Below are 17,938 nucleotides of genomic sequence, written 5' to 3' on the forward strand. Positions count from 1 at the left end.
GGGACTACCCTGTTCGAATGCGAGCTTGGCTGGTACGGGGCGCGGCGATGGCCGTGGTGCATGCTGCGGCCGAGACGGTGCGCGCGGACTTCGCGGTGGCGCACCCGACCTCCCGGACGCTGTTCGAGGCGGTCACGCTTGGCGTGCTCGTCGGCGTGGCGGCCGTCTGGGGCGCGGTCGACAGGTGGCGTGACCGCCAGGACGCCGGCAGAACCTGGCTCATCGCGGCGCTGGTCGCGGGCTGGGGCGCCGCCATCCTGGGCGTCATCGGCAAGTCGGTGTTCGTGGACCAGAGCGGGGTCGCGGACCTGGGCAGCGCGCTCACCGGCGGGGCGGCGTTCACGGCGCTGCTCGTGCTCGTCCCGGCGGCCATCGGCCTCGGCGCGGGCAACTGGATCCGCACCTCGAAGGCGGCGGACCGGGACACCGAACCGGGCGACGCGGACGAGGAAGCTACCGAGGCGGACCGGCCAGGTCCAGGCCGTGCTCGTAGGCGTCCCACTGCCGCGGAGTGATGTCCAGCGAGACCGACGAGTTGGCGGTCCCGACGTTCTCCGCCGGGATCGACCACAGCCGGTCGTCCAGCAGGAACGCCGCGCCGCGACCGGCCGCCCGCCGCACCGGGACACCTGGCGTGACCCGTGCGGCGACCTCGACCCTGTCCAGTGACGCCGGCCGCTTGGCAAGCACCCGGACCGCGAGCTGCGTGGCGACCGACCGCCGGTCGAACCGCACGATCTTGCCGCCGACCACGAGGTCGACCGTGCGGGTGGGCGAGGGCACAGCGAACCCGTCGAGCGCGAGCACCGCACGCGCCGGGTCCTCGCAGGCGTCGAAGTCCACCACGTCCAGGCCGAAGTGCCGCAGGCCGGACGGCCCGCTCGGCGCCTCGTAGCTCGCGCGCACGAGGTCGATGGGGGCCTTGCCGCACGGGTTGTCGATCGACACGACGGCGTGCCCGTCGCCCCGCCGCACCAGGCCGGGGCCTTCCCGCCACGGGCCCGGGAGCAGCAGCGGCTTGTACGGCTGGAAGCGGAAACCCCAGTCCCAGAACGTGATCGTGGTGCCGTCGCGGGTCTCGTGGGCGATGGCGAACGCGGCCAGCGCGTCGGACCACATCCAGTCGGCGCTGAACGCGTCGACGACCGAGCGGGAGCGGGAGCGGGTGTCCGGCACGTGGCGGAACCCGTCGTCGCCGAGGGCCTCGACGTCGCGTGTGAACGCCGGGTCGGGCGAGCGCAGGACGAACTGGCCGGCGCCGTTGTGGCCGCTGGCCTCGCCGGTCGTGTCGGTGAACATCAGGTAGAAGTAGCCGGCGAGGTAGACCACGGAGGGCTGGCCGGCGCCGTAGATGTTGCCGCGGTCGACGTCCCTCGACTCGGTGACGAGCGGCTTGCCGCCGTTGGCCCTGGTCCAGACGCGGCCGTCGGGGCTGGTCGCGAGGCCGATGGCGTTGCCGTGGGCGTGTTCGCCGGCCGAGCCCGTGTAGTACATGTAGTAGGTCCGGCCGACCCTGATCACCGAGGGGTCGCAGGTGTGCACGGCGTCGAACCCGGTGAAGCTGCCGGAGAAGATCGGGGTGCCGCCGGTGCCGTCCGGGCCGGCGAACGGGCCGTCGAGGGACGCGGACTCGGCGAGCAGGATGTCGTCGCCGGGCGGGTTGGCGATGCCGAGCTGGCTGCACCACCACATCCGGTAGCGGCCGCCGTCCCAGAGCACGGAGGGGCCGTAGTTGTAGGGGGCGTCCCCGCTGCCGGCGCCGACGACGCCGGGACTCTGCCGGCCGGCGACGGTCGTGAGGGCCACCGGGTCGGTGACGACCGGGGCGACGGGCTTGGGCGCCTGTGTCTCTTTCGGGGCGCGGGGAGCGGGATCGGGGGCGGCCTCACTCGGAGTGCAGGCCGCGGTGACGACGATGGCCAGTACGGCGGCAAGCAGGCGTCTTCGACGGTGCGTAGTGCGCATCGTGGAAGAACCTCCGTTTGGTTGCCTTCGTTCAGCCGAAGACAGTGTAGGGACTACTCCAGTAGAGCGTGAGATTCACCGATTCGTGTATCGAACTCACTGATGGGCGACGAGTTCGATCTCGAAACCGTCCGCGTTCTCCAGGTAGGCCGCGTAGTGGTCCGGGCCGCCGGCGTGCGGATGCCGGTCGGCGAACATGAGGTTCCAGCCGTGCGCGGGCGCGGCGGCGGTGACGCGGTCGACGTCCTGCCGGGTACCGGCGTGTAGCGCCAGGTGGTTGATGCCGGGAGCGGTCCGGTCGTGGCCGGCGCCGGTGCGGGCCGGGGAGTCCTCGACGACGACGTAGCTGTTGCCGAGGCGCCAGCTCACGCCGCGCTCCCAGCGCTGGTACTCGTGCCAGCCGAGCTCGCCGAACAGCCAGCCGAAGGTCCTCTCGGCCGCGGCCAGGTCGGCGACCCAGAGCTCGACGTGATGGACTCCACTCGGTTCGCTCGACAGCGCCACGAGGACCCGGTGCGGTGCGCCGTGGTGCTCGCCGCCGCCGACGTCGACGAACCCGAGCCGTTCGGCGAAACGACGGGCACGTGTGTCGTGCTCGTCGACGACGGCGAAGACGGCGCCCTTCATGGCGAGCCCGGTGTCCCGCAGGGAGGTGGCGGCTTCGCGGGCGAGGTCGGTGCCCCAGTGCTCACGGGCGATGTACCAGCCGCATTCGAGCACGTCACCGGGCAGTTCGGTGGAGATGCCGAGGTGCGCGACGCCGGCGATCCGGCCGTCGTGCTCGATGACGTGGACGCCGGTGCCCCGCGGACCCTGGTGGGTGCGCCAGAGCGCGGCGAGCTCCCGGACCTGGTCGGGCCGGGTGAGGTCGCGGCGGTGGAACCGGCTCAGCTCGGGATCGGCGAACAGCGCGATGAGGCCGTCGGTGTCTCGTTCTTCGAGGGGCCTCATGCCCGCCTCATCTGGTGGTCCGCTCCCCGGGCTCGGTTCACCGGTGGTCGGCCAGCCAGCGCAGCGCGAGGACGTACCCGTCGACGCCGAGCCCGACGATGACACCGGCGGCGACGGCCGAGATGTAGCTGTGGTGCCGGAACTCCTCGCGCTTGTGCACGTTGGTGATGTGCACCTCGACCAGCGGCGCGGAGAGCTGGGCACAGGCGTCGCGGACGGCGATGGAGTAGTGGGTCCAGGCGGCGGCGTTGAGGACGACGGCGTGGCCGTGCTCCGCGGCCTCGTGGAGCCAGCCGAGCATCTCACCTTCGAGGTCGGTCTGGCGGACGGCGACGTCGATGCCCAGCTCGCTGCCGGCCTTCTCACAGAGGGCGACGAGGTCGGCGTAGGTGGTGTGGCCGTAGATCTCGGGCTCACGGGTGCCCAGCCGGCCGAGGTTGGGGCCGTTGAGCACCAACACCTTCATGGTCGTTCTCCTTCGAGGATCGATCGGGCAAGCCTAGCCAGGCCGTCCTTCACCGCTTCCGCGGCAACGCTGCCGGGTGCCGCGAGCGGGACACGTGCGCGAGGGGCCTTTGGCGGATGGGCGAGGTGACCATGCCGCGCCGGGTCGTACGGCCTCGGACATGCGGACCACGTTCTCGTCGAGGAAGTCGACGCGGGCGGTACGAACGGGGACCAGCCGCACGTCCGCTTCGCTGCCGCGCCACGTACGTGTCGCTGCCCCCGTGCACGCTGATGCCCGGCGCCCGGCATCAGCGGCGCGCGTCGAGGAAGTCGACACCAGCACCGCGCCGAGCGCCGCGCCCAGCCCGATCATCGGCCGCAGCCGCCACCGGAAGCTGTCCAGCAGCAGCTTCGCGGCCACCAGCGGCCCGAGCCAGCGTGCCGACCATCCGGCGGTGCGAACAGGGACAAGCCGCACGTCCGCTTCGGCGCCGCGCCTCGTACGTGTCGCTGCCCCGTGCACGAGGAAACCGGGCGCCCGGCATCAGCGGGGCGCGTCGAGGTTCCGGTAGGCCGCGGCCAGCAGCTCCTGGGACGGGTCCTCCAGGCGGCCCGGCTTGGCGAGGCCGTCCAATACCACGAAGCGGAGGCGGCCGGCCCTGGTCTTCTTGTCGCCGAGCATGGTCCGGGTCAGTTCCGGGAGCGCGTCCGGGTCGTAGGTGGTCGGGAGGCCGATCGAGGCGAGGGCCGTGCGGTGCCGGTCGGCGGTGGCGTCGTCCAGGCGGCCCGCGGCGCGGGCCAGCTCTGCGGCGAAGACCAGGCCCACGCTCACCGCGGCGCCGTGCCGCCAGCGGTAGTGCTCGCGCCGTTCGATGGCGTGACCGAGGGTGTGGCCGTAGTTGAGGATCTCGCGCAGGCTCGACTCACGCAGGTCGGCCGCCACGACATCGGCCTTGACCTGGACCTTCCTGCGCACCAGCTCGGCCAGCACCTCGCCGTCGGGGTCGAGTGCGGCGGTGGGGTCGGCCTCGAACAGGTCGAGGATGCCCGGGTCGGCGATGAAGCCACCCTTGAGGATCTCGGCCATGCCAGGGACCAACTCGTCCGTCGGCAGTGTGCGGAGTGTGGTGAGGTCGACGATCACCGCGGCGGGCTCGTGGAACGCGCCGACGAGGTTCTTGCCGGCGTCGACGTTGATGCCGGTCTTGCCGCCGACCGCCGCGTCCACCATGCCCAGGAGCGTGGTCGGGACGTTCACCAGCCGCACGCCGCGCATCCAGCTCGCCGCGACGAAGCCGCCCAGGTCGGTGACCGCTCCCCCACCCAGCGCGACGACCGTGCCACCACGGTCCATGCCCATGGCGGCGAGCGCGTCCCAGCACTGGCCGGCGACGGCCAGGGTCTTGCCGGCTTCGGCGTCGGGAACGGGTACGAGGTGTACGAGGTGGGTGTCGGTTCCGCCGTCGAGCAGTCGCTGCCGGACGGCCTCGGCCCGGCCGACGAGCGTGGGCGGGTGGATGACCGCCACCTTCGGCGAGCCCACCACCGCGGCGACCACCTCGTCATCGAGGTCACGCCCGATCACGACGTCGTAAGGCCGATCGGTGGCGACCTCCACGCGCACCGGCTCCGCTCCCACTGCCACGCTCCCTCACTCGTTTCCCGGAGGGACGAGCATGGCATGCGCCCGCCACCACCTTCCGGCTGGCACGTCGGCCTGCGCGCCAGCTCGGTGAGCTGCCGACGATCGGCGGTCAGCTGGTCACGGGCATCGACGCGAGGACGTCGGCCAGGACCTCCTCGGGGGTGCGCTGGCTGGTCGGCACGGTCGCGGCGGCCACCGCGGTGTAGATGGGGCGTCGGGTGTTCAGCAGTTCTCGCAGATGCGCGCGGGGGTTGGGCAGCAGCCACGGGTGCAGCGGCACCAGGCCCTCACGACGCAGGAGGTGGTCGAGGTCCACGTCGAGGAACACCACGTGGTAGGGCTTGAGCAGCTCCTGCACGCCCGGTGCGGTCGGGGTGCCGCCGCCGAGGGCGAGGACGCCGTCGTGTTCGGGCAGGAGGCTCTCCAGCAGCTCGCGCTCGGACTCCTGGAACTTCTCGCGGCCCAGCTCGACGACCAGCTCGCCGGCCTGGCGGCCGTGGACGCGCTCCATGTCGTCGTCGAAGTCACGGAACTCCAGACCGAGCTGAGCCGCGGCCAGGCGGCCGACCGTGCTCTTCCCGGATCCGGGCGGGCCGACGAGGATCAGTGCGGGGCCGGTCACCAGCGCTCCTGTAGTGCTTTGAGGTACGACTCGGCGTTGCGGCGGGTCTCGGCCAGCGAGTCGCCACCGAACTTCTCCAGCGCGGCCTCGGCCAGCACCAGCCCGACGACGGACTCGAGGACCACGCCGGCGCGCGGCACCGCACACACGTCGGACCGCTGATGGATCGCGACGGCCGGCTCACCCGTACTGGTGTCGATAGTGGACAGTGCACGTGGGACGGTCGAGATCGGCTTCATCGCCACCCGGGCACGCAGCGGCTCGCCGTTGGTGATGCCACCCTCCAGGCCGCCGGCCCGGTTGGTGCGGCGGGAGATGCCGGGGTTCGCCGGGTCGATCTCGTCGTGTGCCTTGCTACCCCACCGGCGTGCGGTGGTGAAGCCGTCACCGATCTCGACGCCCTTCATGGCCTGGACGCCCATGAGCGCGCCGGCGAGGCGTGCGTCGAGCCGGCGGTCCCAGTGCACGTGCGAGCCAAGGCCCGGCGGCAGCCCGTAGGCGATGACCTCGATGACGCCGCCGACCGTGTCACCGGCCTCCTTGACCGCCTCGACCTCGGCGACCATGGCTTCGGTGCCCTTCGGGTCGAACGCCCGCACGGGACTCTCGTCGATGGCGTCGAGGTCCTCGGGCCCCGGCGGCGGGCCGTCCGGCGCCTCGGCGGCGCCGATCGACACGACGTGGCTGATGACCTCCACACCCAGCAGCTGACGAAGGAAGGCCCGGGCGACCGTGCCCAGCGCGGTGCGTGCGGCGGTCTCCCGCGCGCTCGCCCGCTCCAGCACCGGCCGCGCGTCGTCGAACCCGAACTTCTGCATGCCGGCCAGGTCGGCATGACCGGGCCGAGGCCGGGTGAGCGGCTCGTTGCGTGCGAGCCCGGCCAGCTCCTCGGGGTCGACGGGATCCGCGGACATGACCTTCTCCCACTTCGGCCATTCCGCGTTGTCGATGCGCACCGCCACCGGACCACCCTGGGTCAGCCCGTGCCGCACGCCACCGAGAAACTCGACCTGATCGGTCTCGAAGCCCATCCGAGGACTACGCCCAAAGCCGAGCCGACGGCGGGCAAGCTGCTTGCCCAGGTCCCCGGTCGTGACCTCGACCCCGGCAACCATGCCTTCGAGCACGGCGACCAACGCGGGCCCGTGCGACTCACCAGCGGTTATCCAACGCAACACCCGACGATCCTGTCATGCCGGCCTGTCGCGTCGAGCAGTGGTTACCCCTCGTGCCGCGGTTGGGCCGTTAGGACCTGACCTCGATGCCCGGCATCGGAGTCAGGACCGAAGCGCGGATCCTCCTCGAGATCGGCGATGCCTCGAATTTCGCCAGTTCCGGCCATCTGACCGCCTATGCCGACATCGCCCCCGTCACACGCAGCTCGGGCTCCCCTGCGTGTCAGGGTGAGTTGAGTCCAGTGGTTCACAGCAAGTCGGCCTGACGCAGGGCGAGATTCGGATCGATTGACATGTCCCGCATGGCCAGGTCCTCGGTGGTTGAGGACGATGATGGGCGGATGGATTCTCTACAGCCGCGTGGTGACGGGCCGAGGCGGCGGCGCGCGTTCAGCGCGCCGGAGAAGCTCGCGCATCTGAGTGCCTACGAGGAGGCGTGAGCACGGCGACGGCGGCGGATATCTGCGGCGAGAGGGCTTGTACTCGTCGTTGATCAGCGAGTGGCGTAAGCAGCGCGACGCCGGTGTGCTGGCGGGCAGGGCGCCGGGCGAGAAAGTCGGCAGGCTGTCGCCGGAGCAGGCTGAGATCGCCCGCTTGACGCGGGAGAACGCCCGTTTGAGCAAGCGGTTGGACACCACCGAGGCCGCGCTCGACATCATGGGAAAAGCACACGCTCTGTTGGAAAGTCTGTCCGAGAGAGCGGATTCCGACGAGAAGCGCAGGAAACGCTGACCCAGGCCTACGCGTCGATGACCGCTGATGGCGTGTCGACGAGGCAGGCCGCGGCGTTGACCGGGCTGGTGCGATCGACGTCGATCCGACAACGCAAGAAGCGCGCCGCGCTCACACCGGTGGCCATGCCGCGACCGGTGTCAGATCCGGTCAACAAGCTGACCGTGTCCGAACGTCTGCGGGTTCTGGAGGTGCTCACCAGCCCGCGGTTCGTGGACCTGGCACCGCTGCAGGTCTACGCGCAACTGCTCGATGAGGGCGTCTATCTGTGCTCGGTGTCCACGATGTACCGGGTACTGGCAGCCAACAAGCAGGTCAGGGAACGCCGCCGCGCTCGCCCGCCACCCCGCGAAGGTGTGTCCGGAACTGGTCGCGACCACGCCCCGGCAGGTCTACAGCTAGGACATCACCAAACTCGCCGGCCCGACGAAAGGCACCTACTACGACGCCTACGTGATGATCGACATCTACTCCCGGTACATCGTCGGTGTCCATGTCCACGCCCACGAATCCGGTGTCCTGGCGAAGGAACTGATGGAACAGATCTTCTCCGTCCACGGTGTTCCGCAGGTCGTGCACGCCGACCGGGGCACGTCGATGACCAGCAAGACCGTCGCCGCCCTGCTCGCTGATCTCGAGGTCACGCGATCACACTCGAGACCCCGGGTCTCGAATGACAACCCGTACTCCGAAGCACTGTTCAAGACCCTGAAGTACGGCCCCGAGTTCCCTGAACGCTTCGGATCGCTGACGGAGTCCAGGAAATTCATGGACGAGTTCACCCACTGGTACAACCACGAGCACCGCCACACCGGCATCGGACTGCACACACCCGCCGATGTCCACTTCGGACTGGCAGCCGCCACAACCGCCAACAGACGCACCGTGCTCGCCGAGGCACGCGCCCGTCACCCGCACCGATTCGGGGGGCATCACCACAGCACCGAAGATCCTCGACCTACCCGACACCGTCTGGATCAACCAGCCAGCCGACGACACCGACCAGCAGACCGACACAGAAGCCGCCTAACACCCACCGATCTCATTCACCTTGACAAATTCCGCTCCTCGATCAAGGGCGAGCATCGGCGCCCGCAAACTCAGACGAGCGTCATCCTCGCCGCGTTCGGCGCCCTGCCAGATCCCATCAGCAGGGCCTATCACCCAGCGGATACCTGGCGAGCGGAAGAAGCACAATGCCGCGCTGATCTGCCTGGCCCGCCGTCGCTGCAACGGTTCTTTTCGCCATGCCGCAACAAGACCTATTACCAAACCCTGCCCCGGCTGCGCCTTTGACAATCACATAAGGATGCCCCGGTTGGCTGGCCGAGAATCCTGGCGGCGATGTGGGCGTTGTTCGCAGGCCGCCAGCAGCGGCTGGGTCACGACGGCGACCTCGTCCACCAGGTGCTCGCAGTTGTGGGTCGTTGCGGACTGGAGTCAAGGGCCCGGGCCCCGGCAAAGTCGAGTTCCTGCGGTTCCAAGCAGCCTTTGGCTCGTGTATCGACTCCTGCGGGACAGTCCGGCGCACCGGAGCAACGTCTGAGGCTCGGCGACTTCTCGGGTTGCCAATCCTCCATAGTGGACTGAAAGAACCCGACCCGGGCCTTCACACACCCGTGGACCATCGGCTCTGTGACTTCGCCGGGGTCGTGAGTCAAGATGGGGGTTGGATGGCTGGGAATGTTGCTATCACGTAGGTTGCCGCGAGTAGGGCCGGACCGTGGGGGACGCCTGTGTTCCAGTGTTCGCGGAGCCGTCTTGGGGTTAGGGCTGACAGGAGCAGCGTGAGTAACGCTGCCAGTGCTGTGCCTACCGCCACTGCGGGTAGGCCTACCGCGCCCATTACCGCGCCTTGGGTTCCGGAGAGTTTGACGTCGCCGGCGCCCATCGAGGTTGGGGAGAGGAGGTGGATCGTCAGGTACAGGCCACCCAGGACCGTGGCACCCAGTAGGGCGTCTCTGGCCAGTTGCCAGCCGGCCTGGGTGGAGGCGACGGCTACCACCGCCGCTATTGCCGGGTATGCGGGTAGCGTCAGTGCGTTCGGTAGGCGGCGGTGTTTCAGGTCCACCGCTGTCAGTGTCACCGCAAGCCACGCGACCAACAGTGGGACCGGGAGCCACCACCAGGGGAGGTGGCCTCTTGCCGCTTGCCAGCCTGCCATTGCCCACAGGGCCGCCATACCCAGTGTCAGTAGTCCGCTGTGGACTGTCGCGCCGCGACGGAGGTGGGACAGCAGGAAGTGGGATGCGGCACCGGTTGTGGCGCCGATCGTTGTCAGGAGGAGGGAGATGTTCATGGGGATAGGATCGGCGGTGGAGGCGTGGGGAGGCAAGCTGGAGGGCGAGCGAAAGGGACTTTCGTACGGGAATCTTAGGGGAGGGCTTTGGTCAGGATCTCCGTTATCACCGTGGTCTTCGCGTCGGCGTAGTCCTGGACGTAGCGCCACTCTCTTGTGGACAGTTCGCGTTTTGTTGCCCCGTAATGGTCTCTGTCGTCCTCGTGGGTGCGTAGCCAGTCTCGGAACGCCAGCTTTCGTCTGATCTCCGCCGCCGCGTGTCGTGGTGAGAAGACGTGCAGGTTGACGTTGTGCGGCTCACTTCGGCGTTGCAGCATCCGGTGTTCCAACCACTCCGGTTCGCGGATGCGCAACGTGAAACCCGCCGCCTCCAGTGGCGGCACGTACGACGCCTCGTCGGCCGAATCCTCCACCTGTAGCAGGATGTCGATGATCGGCTTCGCCGGTAGGTCCGGTACCGACGTCGAGCCCACGTGCTCGACCGACAGGGCCGTCGCGCCCAGGGCGGCCTCGATCTTCGCCCGGTCCCACGTGAACCACGCCGGCCATGCCGGGTTGTAGTCCTCGATCACGACCTTAGTCTGGTACGGGGTCAGCTCGCCGATCGTCGCCGCGCGTATGGCTTCTTCGTCCACGGCATCCAAGCCTAGAGCGGAAGCGGTAGAACGCCACCTGTTTCCGCGTGCAGCGCATCCCGCATGACCTCGCGTGGCGGTACCTGACCGGTGAACCGCGCCACCTGGCCGAAAGCCTGGTGCAGCAACATGTCCAGGCCCGTTGCCAGCACTCCCCCGCGCGCCGCCACCGCCGTCGCCAGCGTGGTCGGCCACGGGTGGTAGATAACGTCCAGCACGCACGGGCTCACCGCCAGGTCCGCGACCACGTCCGCCACCGCCTCGGGTGGGGTCGTGTTCACCAGGACCGACGTGGACGACGCCAGGCCGGCGAAGTCCGTGGCCGACCACGGGGAGACCTCGACCGCCAGGCCCGCCGCCTCGCCGCACGCCACCGCCTCGGCCGCACGGGACACGTCACGCACCACCACCGTTGCCGACGAGACCCCGAGCTCGGCAAGGGCCGCCAGGGCCGCGCACGCCGTGCCGCCCGCGCCCAGTACCGCCGCGGCCGGGCCCGGCGTCCAGCCAGCGGCCCGCAGCGCGCCGGTCACGCCGTCGACGTCGGTGCAGTCCGCCGCCCAGCCGTCCGCCGTCCGGACCAGGGTGTTCGCCGCGCCGACCAGCTGTGCGCGCGGGGTCGCCTCCGTTGCCAGTTCCAGTGCCGCGCGCTTGCCGGGCATCGTCACCGACAGGCCGACCCATGACTCGTCCAGGGCCGCCACCAGCGCCGGCAGCTCGGACTCCGACGCCTCGATCCGGGTGTACGTCCAGTTCAGACCCAGCGCCTGGTACGCGGCGCCATGCAGGACCGGCGACAACGAGTGCGCGACCGGCTTGCCCACCACCGCGGCCCGGCGTGGGTCAGTAGGCATCGTTCTGTTTTGCCTTCTGGATGTTCGCCAGGTGTTCCTCGTTCGTGGTCGCGAAGCAGGACGTGCCGTCCTTCTCGCACTTCACGAAGTACAGCCAGGACCCCTGCTCCGGGGCCACCGCCGTCTTCAGCGCCTCCGCGCTGGGCGAGCCGATCGGGGTCGGCGGCAGGCCGTTGTTGGCATAGCTGTTGTACGGCCCGACCTCCTCCCGGTCCGACTCCTTCGTGCGGATGGCCGGCCGGTCGAGCACGTAGTTGATCGTCGAGTCGTACTGCAGCCGCATGCCTTCGTGCAGCCGGTTGTAGGTGACCCGGGAGACCTTGCCGAAGTCGTCGGTGATGGCTTCCTTCTCCACCAGTGACGCGATCGTCAGGATCTGGTAGGGCGTGTAGCCGGTGTTGTCGGCGACCGTCGGCATGTTCGCGGCCTGGAGCTTCTGCGCCGACGCGGTCACCAGCTGCGTCATCAGCTCGTCCGGTGTCGAGCCCGGCCTGACGTCGTAGACGCCGGGCACGATCAGCCCTTCCAACCGGCGCTTGGGCTCGGCCTTGCCGGCGTCGGGGATCGCCCAGTCGGGCACCCCGAGCTTGGCCAGGTCGCCGCCCGAGGCCACGGCGGCCAGCTGCTCCGGCGTGACGCAGGTGCTCTTGCCGTTCAGCTCCGCGCACGACGCCTTGGCGAGCTTGGCGATGATGCCGTCGATCGGCTGGCCGCTCTGCGCCGTGATGCTCTCCAGCTGCGCGCCGCCCTTGATGTCGAACTGGCCCACCTGGGACTTCGGGTCGATGATCTTGGTGACGGCGGCCGCGCCGGACGCCTTCTTCTTCATCACGTAGTAGCCGGGCTGCACGCCCCGCACCTTGGCGTTGGACTCGGAGGCGACGACGAACGCCCGCGTGCTCGCCACCACCCCCGCGTCGGCCAGGGTCGCGGCGATGTCGCCGGTCGAGTCGCCACCCTTGACCTGGATGATGACGTCCTCGGTGCCCTTGCCGGCGAAGTCGTCGTAGTCGCCGATGCCGGTGAGCTGCTTGTAGCCGTAGTAGCCGCCGACGGCGATCAGCGCGAGCACCACGACCATGCCGACCCACAGGAACGAACGGCGCTTCTTCGGCGGTGGCGGTGGGGGCTTCCTCCTGCCACTGCCACCGCGACTGCCGCCGCCGCTGCTGCTACGGGCGCGCACCTTGGGGATCTGCTCGGTGCGTGCCTCGTCGAACAGGTCGAGGTCTTCGTCGTAGTGCCTGTCGTGGTACGTCATGGCCGCGGAGCCTCCGGTGGGGGTTGTCGTGCCCGCCCGTCCAGCCAGGCCTGCAGGATCTCGACGGCGGCCGCCTGGTCGACCACCGCCCGCTGTTTCTTCCCCCGTACCCCTCGGTCACTGAGCATCCTGGTGGCGGTCACCGTCGTGAGCCGCTCGTCCGCGAGCCGCACCGGGACAGGACGCACACGACGCGCCAGTTTGCGAGCATAGGCGGTGGCGACGGCCGCCGCCTTGCCGTGGCGTGCCGCGAGGGTCCTGGGTAGGCCAACGATCACCTCGACCACCTCGTGCTCGGCAACGAGCTCGGCCAGCCGATCGAGGTCGCTGTCCGAGCGTTCGTCGCGGGCCAGCGTAACCAGTGGCGTCGCGAGGACCGGAGCCGGATCACTTACCGCGACCCCAACTCGTACGGACCCAACGTCGACACCCAGCCTGCGGCCGGGCCCCGGATCACCGATGTCCGGCCGGTCAGGTCCGGTCACGCGCCCGCCTGGTCGATCGTCTTGCGCAGCGCCACCACCGCGTCGGGGATACCGCCCGCGTTGCCGCCACCCCCCTGCGCGAGGTCCGGCTTGCCGCCGCCGCGGCCACCGATCGCCGGCGCGAACGCCGGTACCAGCTTGCCCGCCGCGAAGCCCGCGTCCCGCGCCGCCGACGTCGTCGCCACCACGAAGTTGACCTTCGCGCCGTCCGCGGAGAACAGCGCCACCACGCCGGGCCTGGTGCCGAGCCGGTTGCGCACCTCGACCGCGAGCTGGCGCAGGTCGTTGCCGCCCACGCCGTCCGGTGCCGCGACCGCGACCAACGCGGTGCCGCGGATGTCCTCCGCCTCCGCGGCGAGGGTGCCCGCGGACGCCAGGAGCTGGCCGGCACGCAGCCGCTCCAGCTCCTTCTCCGCCGTACGCAGGCGCTCGACGGTCTGGCCGATGCGCTCCGGCAGCTCCTCCGGGCGCACCTTGAACTGCTCCGCGAGCTGCCCGACCAGCACGTGCTCCCGCGCGAGGAAGCGGAACGCGTCCAGCCCGACCAGCGCCTCGACACGGCGCACGCCCGCGCCGATCGACGCCTCGGAGAGCAGCTTGACCACGCCGATCTCGCCGGAACGGTGCACGTGGGTGCCGCCGCACAGCTCCTTCGAGTAGTCACCGATGGTGATGACGCGGACCTTCTCGCCGTACTTCTCGCCGAAGAACGCGATCGCGCCCTGCTTGCGCGCCTCGTCGAGGGTGAGGATGTCCGCCCGCACGTCGTAGTCGTTGAGCAGCACGTCGTTGACCTCGTCCTCGACGTCGGCCAGCACGCTCGGCGGCACCGCGCCGGCGGGCGAGGTGAAGTCGAACCGCAGCCGGCCCGGCCCGTTGAACGAGCCAGCCTGCGCCGCCTGCGTGCCGAGGGCACGGCGCACCCCCGCGTGCACGAGGTGAGTCGCGGAATGAGACCGGGACACGGCACGCCGCCGGGACGGGTCCACCTCCGCGTGCACGGTCGAGTCGAGCAGCAGCTCGCCGGAGCGGATCCTGCCGCGGTGCACGTTCAGGCCCGCGACCGGCGACTGGACGTCGTGCACATCGACCACCACGCCGTCACCGATGATCTTGCCGGTGTCCGCGAGCTGGCCGCCGCCCTCGGCGTAGAACGGGGTGCGGTCGAGCACGACCTCGACCTCCGCACCCTCACCGGCGGAGACCGCCGGCTGGCCGTCCGACAGCAGGCCGACGACCCGCGACTCGGTGGACAGCTCCTGGTAGCCGAGGAAGTCGGTGGTGCCGTGATCGTCGAGGATCGACCGGTACGCGCCGCCGTCGGCGTGGCCGACCTTGCGGGACGCCGCGTCCTGCTTCGAGCGCTGGCGCTGCTCGGTCATGAGGCGGCGGAACCCGTCCTCGTCGACCTTCAGGCCCTGCTCGGAGGCCATCTCCAGGGTCAGGTCGATCGGGAAGCCGTAGGTGTCGTGCAGCTGGAACGCCTTGTCCCCGGACAGGAGCGTGCCGCCGGAGGACTTGGTCTCCGACGCCGCGACGTCGAAGATCTTCGAGCCGCTCGTGAGGGTCTGGAGGAACGAGTCCTCCTCCTGGCGCACCACACCGTCAATACGGTCGAACTGATCGACCAGTTCAGGGTAGGCGGGGCCCATGGTGTCGCGGACGACCTTCGCGAACTCGCCGAGCACCGGCTCGTTCACACCCAGCAGCCGGACGGACCGGACGATTCGGCGCAGCAGGCGGCGCAGCACGTAGCCGCGCGCCTCGTTGCCCGGGGTGACGCCGTCACCGATGAGCATGACGCCGGAACGCGCGTGGTCCGCGATGACCCGGAACCGCACGTCGTCGACGGTGTCGCTGCCGTAGCGACGCCCGGACATCTCCTCCGCCCTGGTGATCACCGGGCGGACCAGGTCGGTCTCGTACACGTTGTCGACGCCCTGGAGCAGGTACGCGACGCGCTCGATGCCCATGCCGGTGTCGATGTTCTTCGCCGGCAGCTCGCCGATCGGCTTGTGACCCACCTTCGGGGACAGCTCGCCACGCTCGTCCTGCATGAAGACGAGGTTCCAGATCTCCAGGTAGCGGTCCTCGTCCGCGACGGGGCCGCCCTCCCTGCCGTGCTCGGGGCCGCGGTCGTAGTAGATCTCGGAGCAGGGGCCGCCGGGGCCGGGCACGCCCATGTCCCAGTAGTTGTCCTTGCCGTCGCGGCGCTGGATGCGCTCGTCGGGCAGGCCCGCGACCTTGCGCCACAGCTCGATCGCCTCGTCGTCGGTCTCGTAGACCGTCACCCAGATGCGCTCGGGGTCGAAGCCGTAGCCGCCCTCGGACTGGCTGCCGGTGACCAGGCTCCAGGCGTGCTCGATCGCCCCTTCCTTGAAGTAGTCGCCGAAGGAGAAGTTGCCCGCCATCTGGAAGAACGTGTTGTGCCGGGTGGTCTTGCCGACCTCGTCGATGTCGCCGGTGCGCACGCACTTCTGCACGCTGGTCGCGCGCGGGTACGGCGGCGGCTCCTCACCGAGGAAGTACGGCTTGAACTGCACCATCCCCGCGTTCACGAACAGCAGGTTCGGGTCGTCGAGGATCAGGGAGGCGCTGGGCACGAGCGTGTGCCCGGCGCGCGTGAAGTGGTCGGTGAATCGCTTGGAGATCTCGTGTGTCTGCACGGTCGGGTCCTTGGGGTAGAGAAGGTGCGAGGGTCCGGCACGGCGGACAGCGCGGCGCTACCGGGCGCGGCTCAGCTGCCCGCCCGGCGAGCTCGCGCGTCGGTGGGCCGGCTCGCACGCCGGCGCCCCTCGTCCCGGACGCCGAGGGCGCGCCGCGTCACCGGGGTGACCCCGGACCGCTGCTCGACCACCTCGGACAACTCCTCTTCCCGTTCCTCCATGCCCGCACGGACATCGGCCCCGAAGGAGCCGATCGCGCCGGCGAGCCCGCTGATCGCGTCTCCCAGGTTACCGGCGATCCCGGCCGGAGTGGCCTGCTTGGCCGTCTGCCGGGCCTTCCGCGACAACGTTACGCCGGCGGCGACCCCGACCCCAAGCCAGAAAAGCCTCCTCACCGTCCCGCCTCCCCGGCATCGAACGTGTTGGCCACGTTGGGGAGGACAGGCCGGTTCGCGTCACGTTGCCCGCAGGCGCGGCAGGGAAGCACTCGGCCTGAGATCGACCCCGAGGTCGGCACGGGGCCAGTCATGAACCGGCTCCCTTGCGCTTGCCGCGGCGAGCGTGCTTGCCCTCGGCCGCCACCTCCTTGGCCTTGCGCCGGGCCTTGAGCGCCTTGTTGACGCCGTAGGAGAAGGCCGCCGCCTTCACCAGCGGGCCACCCAGCGTCGCGGTGAACACCGAGGTCAGCGCGGACACGTTGCCGGTGACGGCCTGGGTGTTCGCGGTGATGCCGTCGACCCGCTCCAGCTGGGAGTTCACCCGGGTGAGCGTTGTGTTGGCCTCGGTGAAGATCGGGTCGGTGTTGGTGTGCGCCTTGCGGATCGCGATGGTCGCCTCGTCGAGCGTGCGCCCGAGCTTGATCAACGGGATCGCCAGCAGCAGAACGAGCAGCACGAACGCGCCGGCCGCGATCAGCGCGGCGATCTGCCCTGCTGACACGAGCCCTCCCTGGTTCGACATGGTGTGGAGACGTGGTGTGGAATTGGGCGAAAGGCTACCGCGAAGGCCCGACAGCGGCCCGTTCGGCTCAGGTCAGCAGACCGGCTTGTTGATCAAGGGCCCGCAGGGTCGTGTCCGTGTCGGCCGGCTTCAGCTCCAGCAGTGCCCGCTCGACGCCCGCGTCGGCCAGCCTGGCCAGCGTGTCCCGCTCCGGCGGCGCGTTCATCACGGTGACCGGGAGCTCGCGGCCGAGCTCGGCCGCACGGATCCGCAGGTCCGCGATGTCGTCGATGAGCGGGGCCGGGTCGCCGGGGTAGATCGGGAACCAGCCGTCGCCGTACTCGACGATCTTGCGCCAGGCCGGGTTCTTGCCGCCGCCGACGAGGATCCGGGGGCCGCTGGGCGGTTTCGGCCACGACTGGATCGGGCCGAAGTCGACGTGCTCGCCGTGGAACTCGGCCTCGTCGCTGGTCCAGATCGCACGCATGGCCAGCATGTGCTCGCGCAGCACGGCGACCTTCCGCCGGGGGTCGACGCCGTGCTGGCGCAGCTCGCCGTCGTGCCAGCCCGCGCCGACACCCAGGACCAGCCGGCCGCCCGAGATGTCGTCGAGGCTGGCGACGGCCTTGGCCGTGACGATCGGCTCGCGCTGGGCGGCGAGCAGGATGGACGTGCCGAGGGTCAGCCGTTCGGTGGCACCGGCGACCACGCCGAGGGTGACCAGTGGGTCGGTGACCCTCGGATGGATGTGTGCCTGCTGCTCGCTCGGCGCCGACGCGAGGTCCGCGACGGGCAGGTTCGTGTGCTCGCCGAGAAACAGCGACTCGAACCCGCGTTCCTCCAGCGCCCGGCCCAGCCGCACCGGGTGGATGTTGTCGTCGAGGAAGCCGTACCAGAACCCGATCTTCACCTGTGTCCCCTGATCGCCCTGCGCAGCTTCGGCACCCGCTCGGCGAGGGTGCGCTCGGCGCCCCGCTGGGTCGGGTTGTAGTAGTCCTTCCCCACCAGCTCGTCCGGCGGGTACTGCTGTTCCAGCACGCCCTCCGGCACGTCGTGCGGGTAGCGGTAGCCGGTGGCGTTGCCGAGCTTCTTGGCGCCGGCGTAGTGGCCGTCCCGCAGGTGCGTCGGCACGGGGCCGATCGCGCCGCCCCGGACGTCGGACATGGCCGCGCCGATCGCGGTGGTGACCGCGTTGGACTTCGGGGCCGTCGCGAGGTGGACCGTGGCGTGGGCGAGGTTGAGCGCGCACTCGGGCAGGCCGA

Annotated in this window: 16 protein-coding genes and 3 pseudogenes; 3 read left to right on the forward strand and 16 right to left on the reverse strand. The window is 70.1% G+C overall.

The features are described 5' to 3' along the window. Positions 1-17 precede the first annotated feature (17 nt). Positions 18-515: a B-4DMT family transporter gene (locus VET29_RS43235; RefSeq protein WP_324933151.1), complete on the forward strand. Its 498-nt coding sequence runs from the start codon at positions 18-20 to the stop codon at positions 513-515. Here the strand turns inward: VET29_RS43235 and VET29_RS43240 are convergent. The 6 genes from VET29_RS43240 to aroC all read right to left on the reverse strand — a co-directional run bounded on the left by VET29_RS43240 (position 454) and on the right by aroC (position 6,808). Beyond that, positions 454-1,965, reverse strand: coding sequence for a beta-xylosidase (locus VET29_RS43240; protein WP_324933153.1), 1,512 nt, complete (start codon positions 1,963-1,965; stop codon positions 454-456). The two genes, VET29_RS43235 and VET29_RS43240, sit on opposite strands and share 62 nt — an antisense overlap. 96 nt (positions 1,966-2,061) lie before the next feature. After that, positions 2,062-2,916 (reverse strand): GNAT family N-acetyltransferase, encoded by an 855-nt coding sequence (locus tag VET29_RS43245; RefSeq protein WP_324933154.1) that lies wholly within the window; start codon positions 2,914-2,916, stop codon positions 2,062-2,064. 37 nt (positions 2,917-2,953) lie between these two features. Continuing rightward, on the reverse strand, positions 2,954-3,382 hold the full coding sequence (gene aroQ, locus VET29_RS43250) for a type II 3-dehydroquinate dehydratase (protein WP_324933156.1): 429 nt from the start codon (positions 3,380-3,382) through the stop codon (positions 2,954-2,956). Positions 3,383-3,907: 525 nt separating this feature from the next. Next, positions 3,908-5,002 carry a 3-dehydroquinate synthase gene (gene aroB / locus VET29_RS43255; RefSeq protein WP_324933205.1) on the reverse strand — a complete coding sequence of 365 codons (1,095 nt, stop codon included), beginning with the start codon at positions 5,000-5,002 and terminating at the stop codon, positions 3,908-3,910. A 115-nt stretch (positions 5,003-5,117) separates the two neighbouring features. Then, complete coding sequence (locus tag VET29_RS43260; protein WP_324933159.1) at positions 5,118-5,630, reverse strand: shikimate kinase; 513 nt, start codon at positions 5,628-5,630, stop codon at positions 5,118-5,120. Then, a complete protein-coding gene (aroC, locus tag VET29_RS43265) occupies positions 5,627-6,808 on the reverse strand; it encodes a chorismate synthase (protein WP_324933162.1) in 1,182 nt (393 codons plus the stop codon). The genes VET29_RS43260 and aroC overlap by 4 nt, the downstream gene beginning before the upstream one ends. 74 nt (positions 6,809-6,882) lie before the next feature. Between aroC and VET29_RS43270 the strand changes: the two are divergent. Both VET29_RS43270 and VET29_RS43275 read left to right on the forward strand, forming a co-directional pair. Further along, positions 6,883-7,071 (forward strand): annotated as a pseudogene (locus VET29_RS43270) (transposase); the annotation flags it as partial. Between the two features lie 75 nt (positions 7,072-7,146). Further along, positions 7,147-8,567: pseudogene (locus tag VET29_RS43275) on the forward strand (IS3 family transposase). A gap of 627 nt (positions 8,568-9,194) precedes the next feature. On the opposite strand, the gene VET29_RS43280 reads toward VET29_RS43275, so the two are convergent. The 10 genes and pseudogenes from VET29_RS43280 to VET29_RS43325 all read right to left on the reverse strand — a co-directional run. Beyond that, entirely contained in the window at positions 9,195-9,836 is a 642-nt protein-coding gene (locus VET29_RS43280) for an A24 family peptidase (protein WP_324933165.1), read from the reverse strand. 74 nt (positions 9,837-9,910) lie between these two features. Next, on the reverse strand, positions 9,911-10,471 hold the full coding sequence (locus tag VET29_RS43285) for a GrpB family protein (protein ID WP_324933168.1): 561 nt from the start codon (positions 10,469-10,471) through the stop codon (positions 9,911-9,913). Positions 10,472-10,482: 11 nt separating this feature from the next. Next, complete coding sequence (locus tag VET29_RS43290) at positions 10,483-11,325, reverse strand: shikimate dehydrogenase (RefSeq protein WP_324933172.1); 843 nt, start codon at positions 11,323-11,325, stop codon at positions 10,483-10,485. Continuing rightward, positions 11,315-12,586 (reverse strand): endolytic transglycosylase MltG, encoded by a 1,272-nt coding sequence (mltG, locus tag VET29_RS43295; RefSeq protein ID WP_324933175.1) that lies wholly within the window; start codon positions 12,584-12,586, stop codon positions 11,315-11,317. Before mltG ends, VET29_RS43290 begins: the two co-directional genes overlap by 11 nt. Next, the gene (gene ruvX, locus VET29_RS43300) at positions 12,583-13,071 is read right to left on the reverse strand and encodes a Holliday junction resolvase RuvX (protein WP_324933178.1); all 489 of its coding nucleotides are present in this window, start codon (positions 13,069-13,071) and stop codon (positions 12,583-12,585) included. The genes mltG and ruvX overlap by 4 nt, the downstream gene beginning before the upstream one ends. Further along, the gene (alaS, locus tag VET29_RS43305) at positions 13,068-15,737 is read right to left on the reverse strand and encodes an alanine--tRNA ligase (RefSeq protein ID WP_324933181.1); all 2,670 of its coding nucleotides are present in this window, start codon (positions 15,735-15,737) and stop codon (positions 13,068-13,070) included. The genes ruvX and alaS overlap by 4 nt, the downstream gene beginning before the upstream one ends. A gap of 71 nt (positions 15,738-15,808) precedes the next feature. After that, positions 15,809-16,132, reverse strand: a complete 324-nt coding sequence (locus tag VET29_RS43310; protein WP_324933184.1) for a hypothetical protein — start codon at positions 16,130-16,132, stop codon at positions 15,809-15,811. A 130-nt stretch (positions 16,133-16,262) separates the two neighbouring features. Next, positions 16,263-16,676 (reverse strand): DUF948 domain-containing protein, encoded by a 414-nt coding sequence (locus VET29_RS43315; RefSeq protein ID WP_324933185.1) that lies wholly within the window; start codon positions 16,674-16,676, stop codon positions 16,263-16,265. A gap of 88 nt (positions 16,677-16,764) precedes the next feature. Continuing rightward, positions 16,765-17,586 (reverse strand): LLM class F420-dependent oxidoreductase, encoded by an 822-nt coding sequence (locus VET29_RS43320; protein ID WP_324933186.1) that lies wholly within the window; start codon positions 17,584-17,586, stop codon positions 16,765-16,767. Beyond that, a pseudogene (locus VET29_RS43325) lies at positions 17,583-17,938 on the reverse strand (replication-associated recombination protein A); the annotation flags it as partial. The gene VET29_RS43320 and the pseudogene VET29_RS43325, both read right to left, overlap by 4 nt.

Source organism: Actinophytocola sp., from assembly GCF_035634895.1.
GTDB lineage: Bacteria > Actinomycetota > Actinomycetes > Mycobacteriales > Pseudonocardiaceae > Actinophytocola.

Excerpts from the sequence above, each read along its gene's own strand:
- VET29_RS43280 (WP_324933165.1), bottom strand. The coding sequence starts at position 9,836 with ATGAACATCTCCCTCCTCCTGACAACGATCGGCGCCACAACCGGTGCC.
- VET29_RS43240 (WP_324933153.1), bottom strand. The coding sequence starts at position 1,965 with ATGCGCACTACGCACCGTCGAAGACGCCTGCTTGCCGCCGTACTGGCC.
- aroQ (WP_324933156.1), bottom strand. The coding sequence starts at position 3,382 with ATGAAGGTGTTGGTGCTCAACGGCCCCAACCTCGGCCGGCTGGGCACC.
- VET29_RS43245 (WP_324933154.1), bottom strand. The coding sequence starts at position 2,916 with ATGAGGCCCCTCGAAGAACGAGACACCGACGGCCTCATCGCGCTGTTC.
- VET29_RS43290 (WP_324933172.1), bottom strand. The coding sequence starts at position 11,325 with ATGCCTACTGACCCACGCCGGGCCGCGGTGGTGGGCAAGCCGGTCGCG.
- mltG (WP_324933175.1), bottom strand. The coding sequence starts at position 12,586 with ATGACGTACCACGACAGGCACTACGACGAAGACCTCGACCTGTTCGAC.
- VET29_RS43235 (WP_324933151.1), top strand. The coding sequence starts at position 18 with ATGCGAGCTTGGCTGGTACGGGGCGCGGCGATGGCCGTGGTGCATGCT.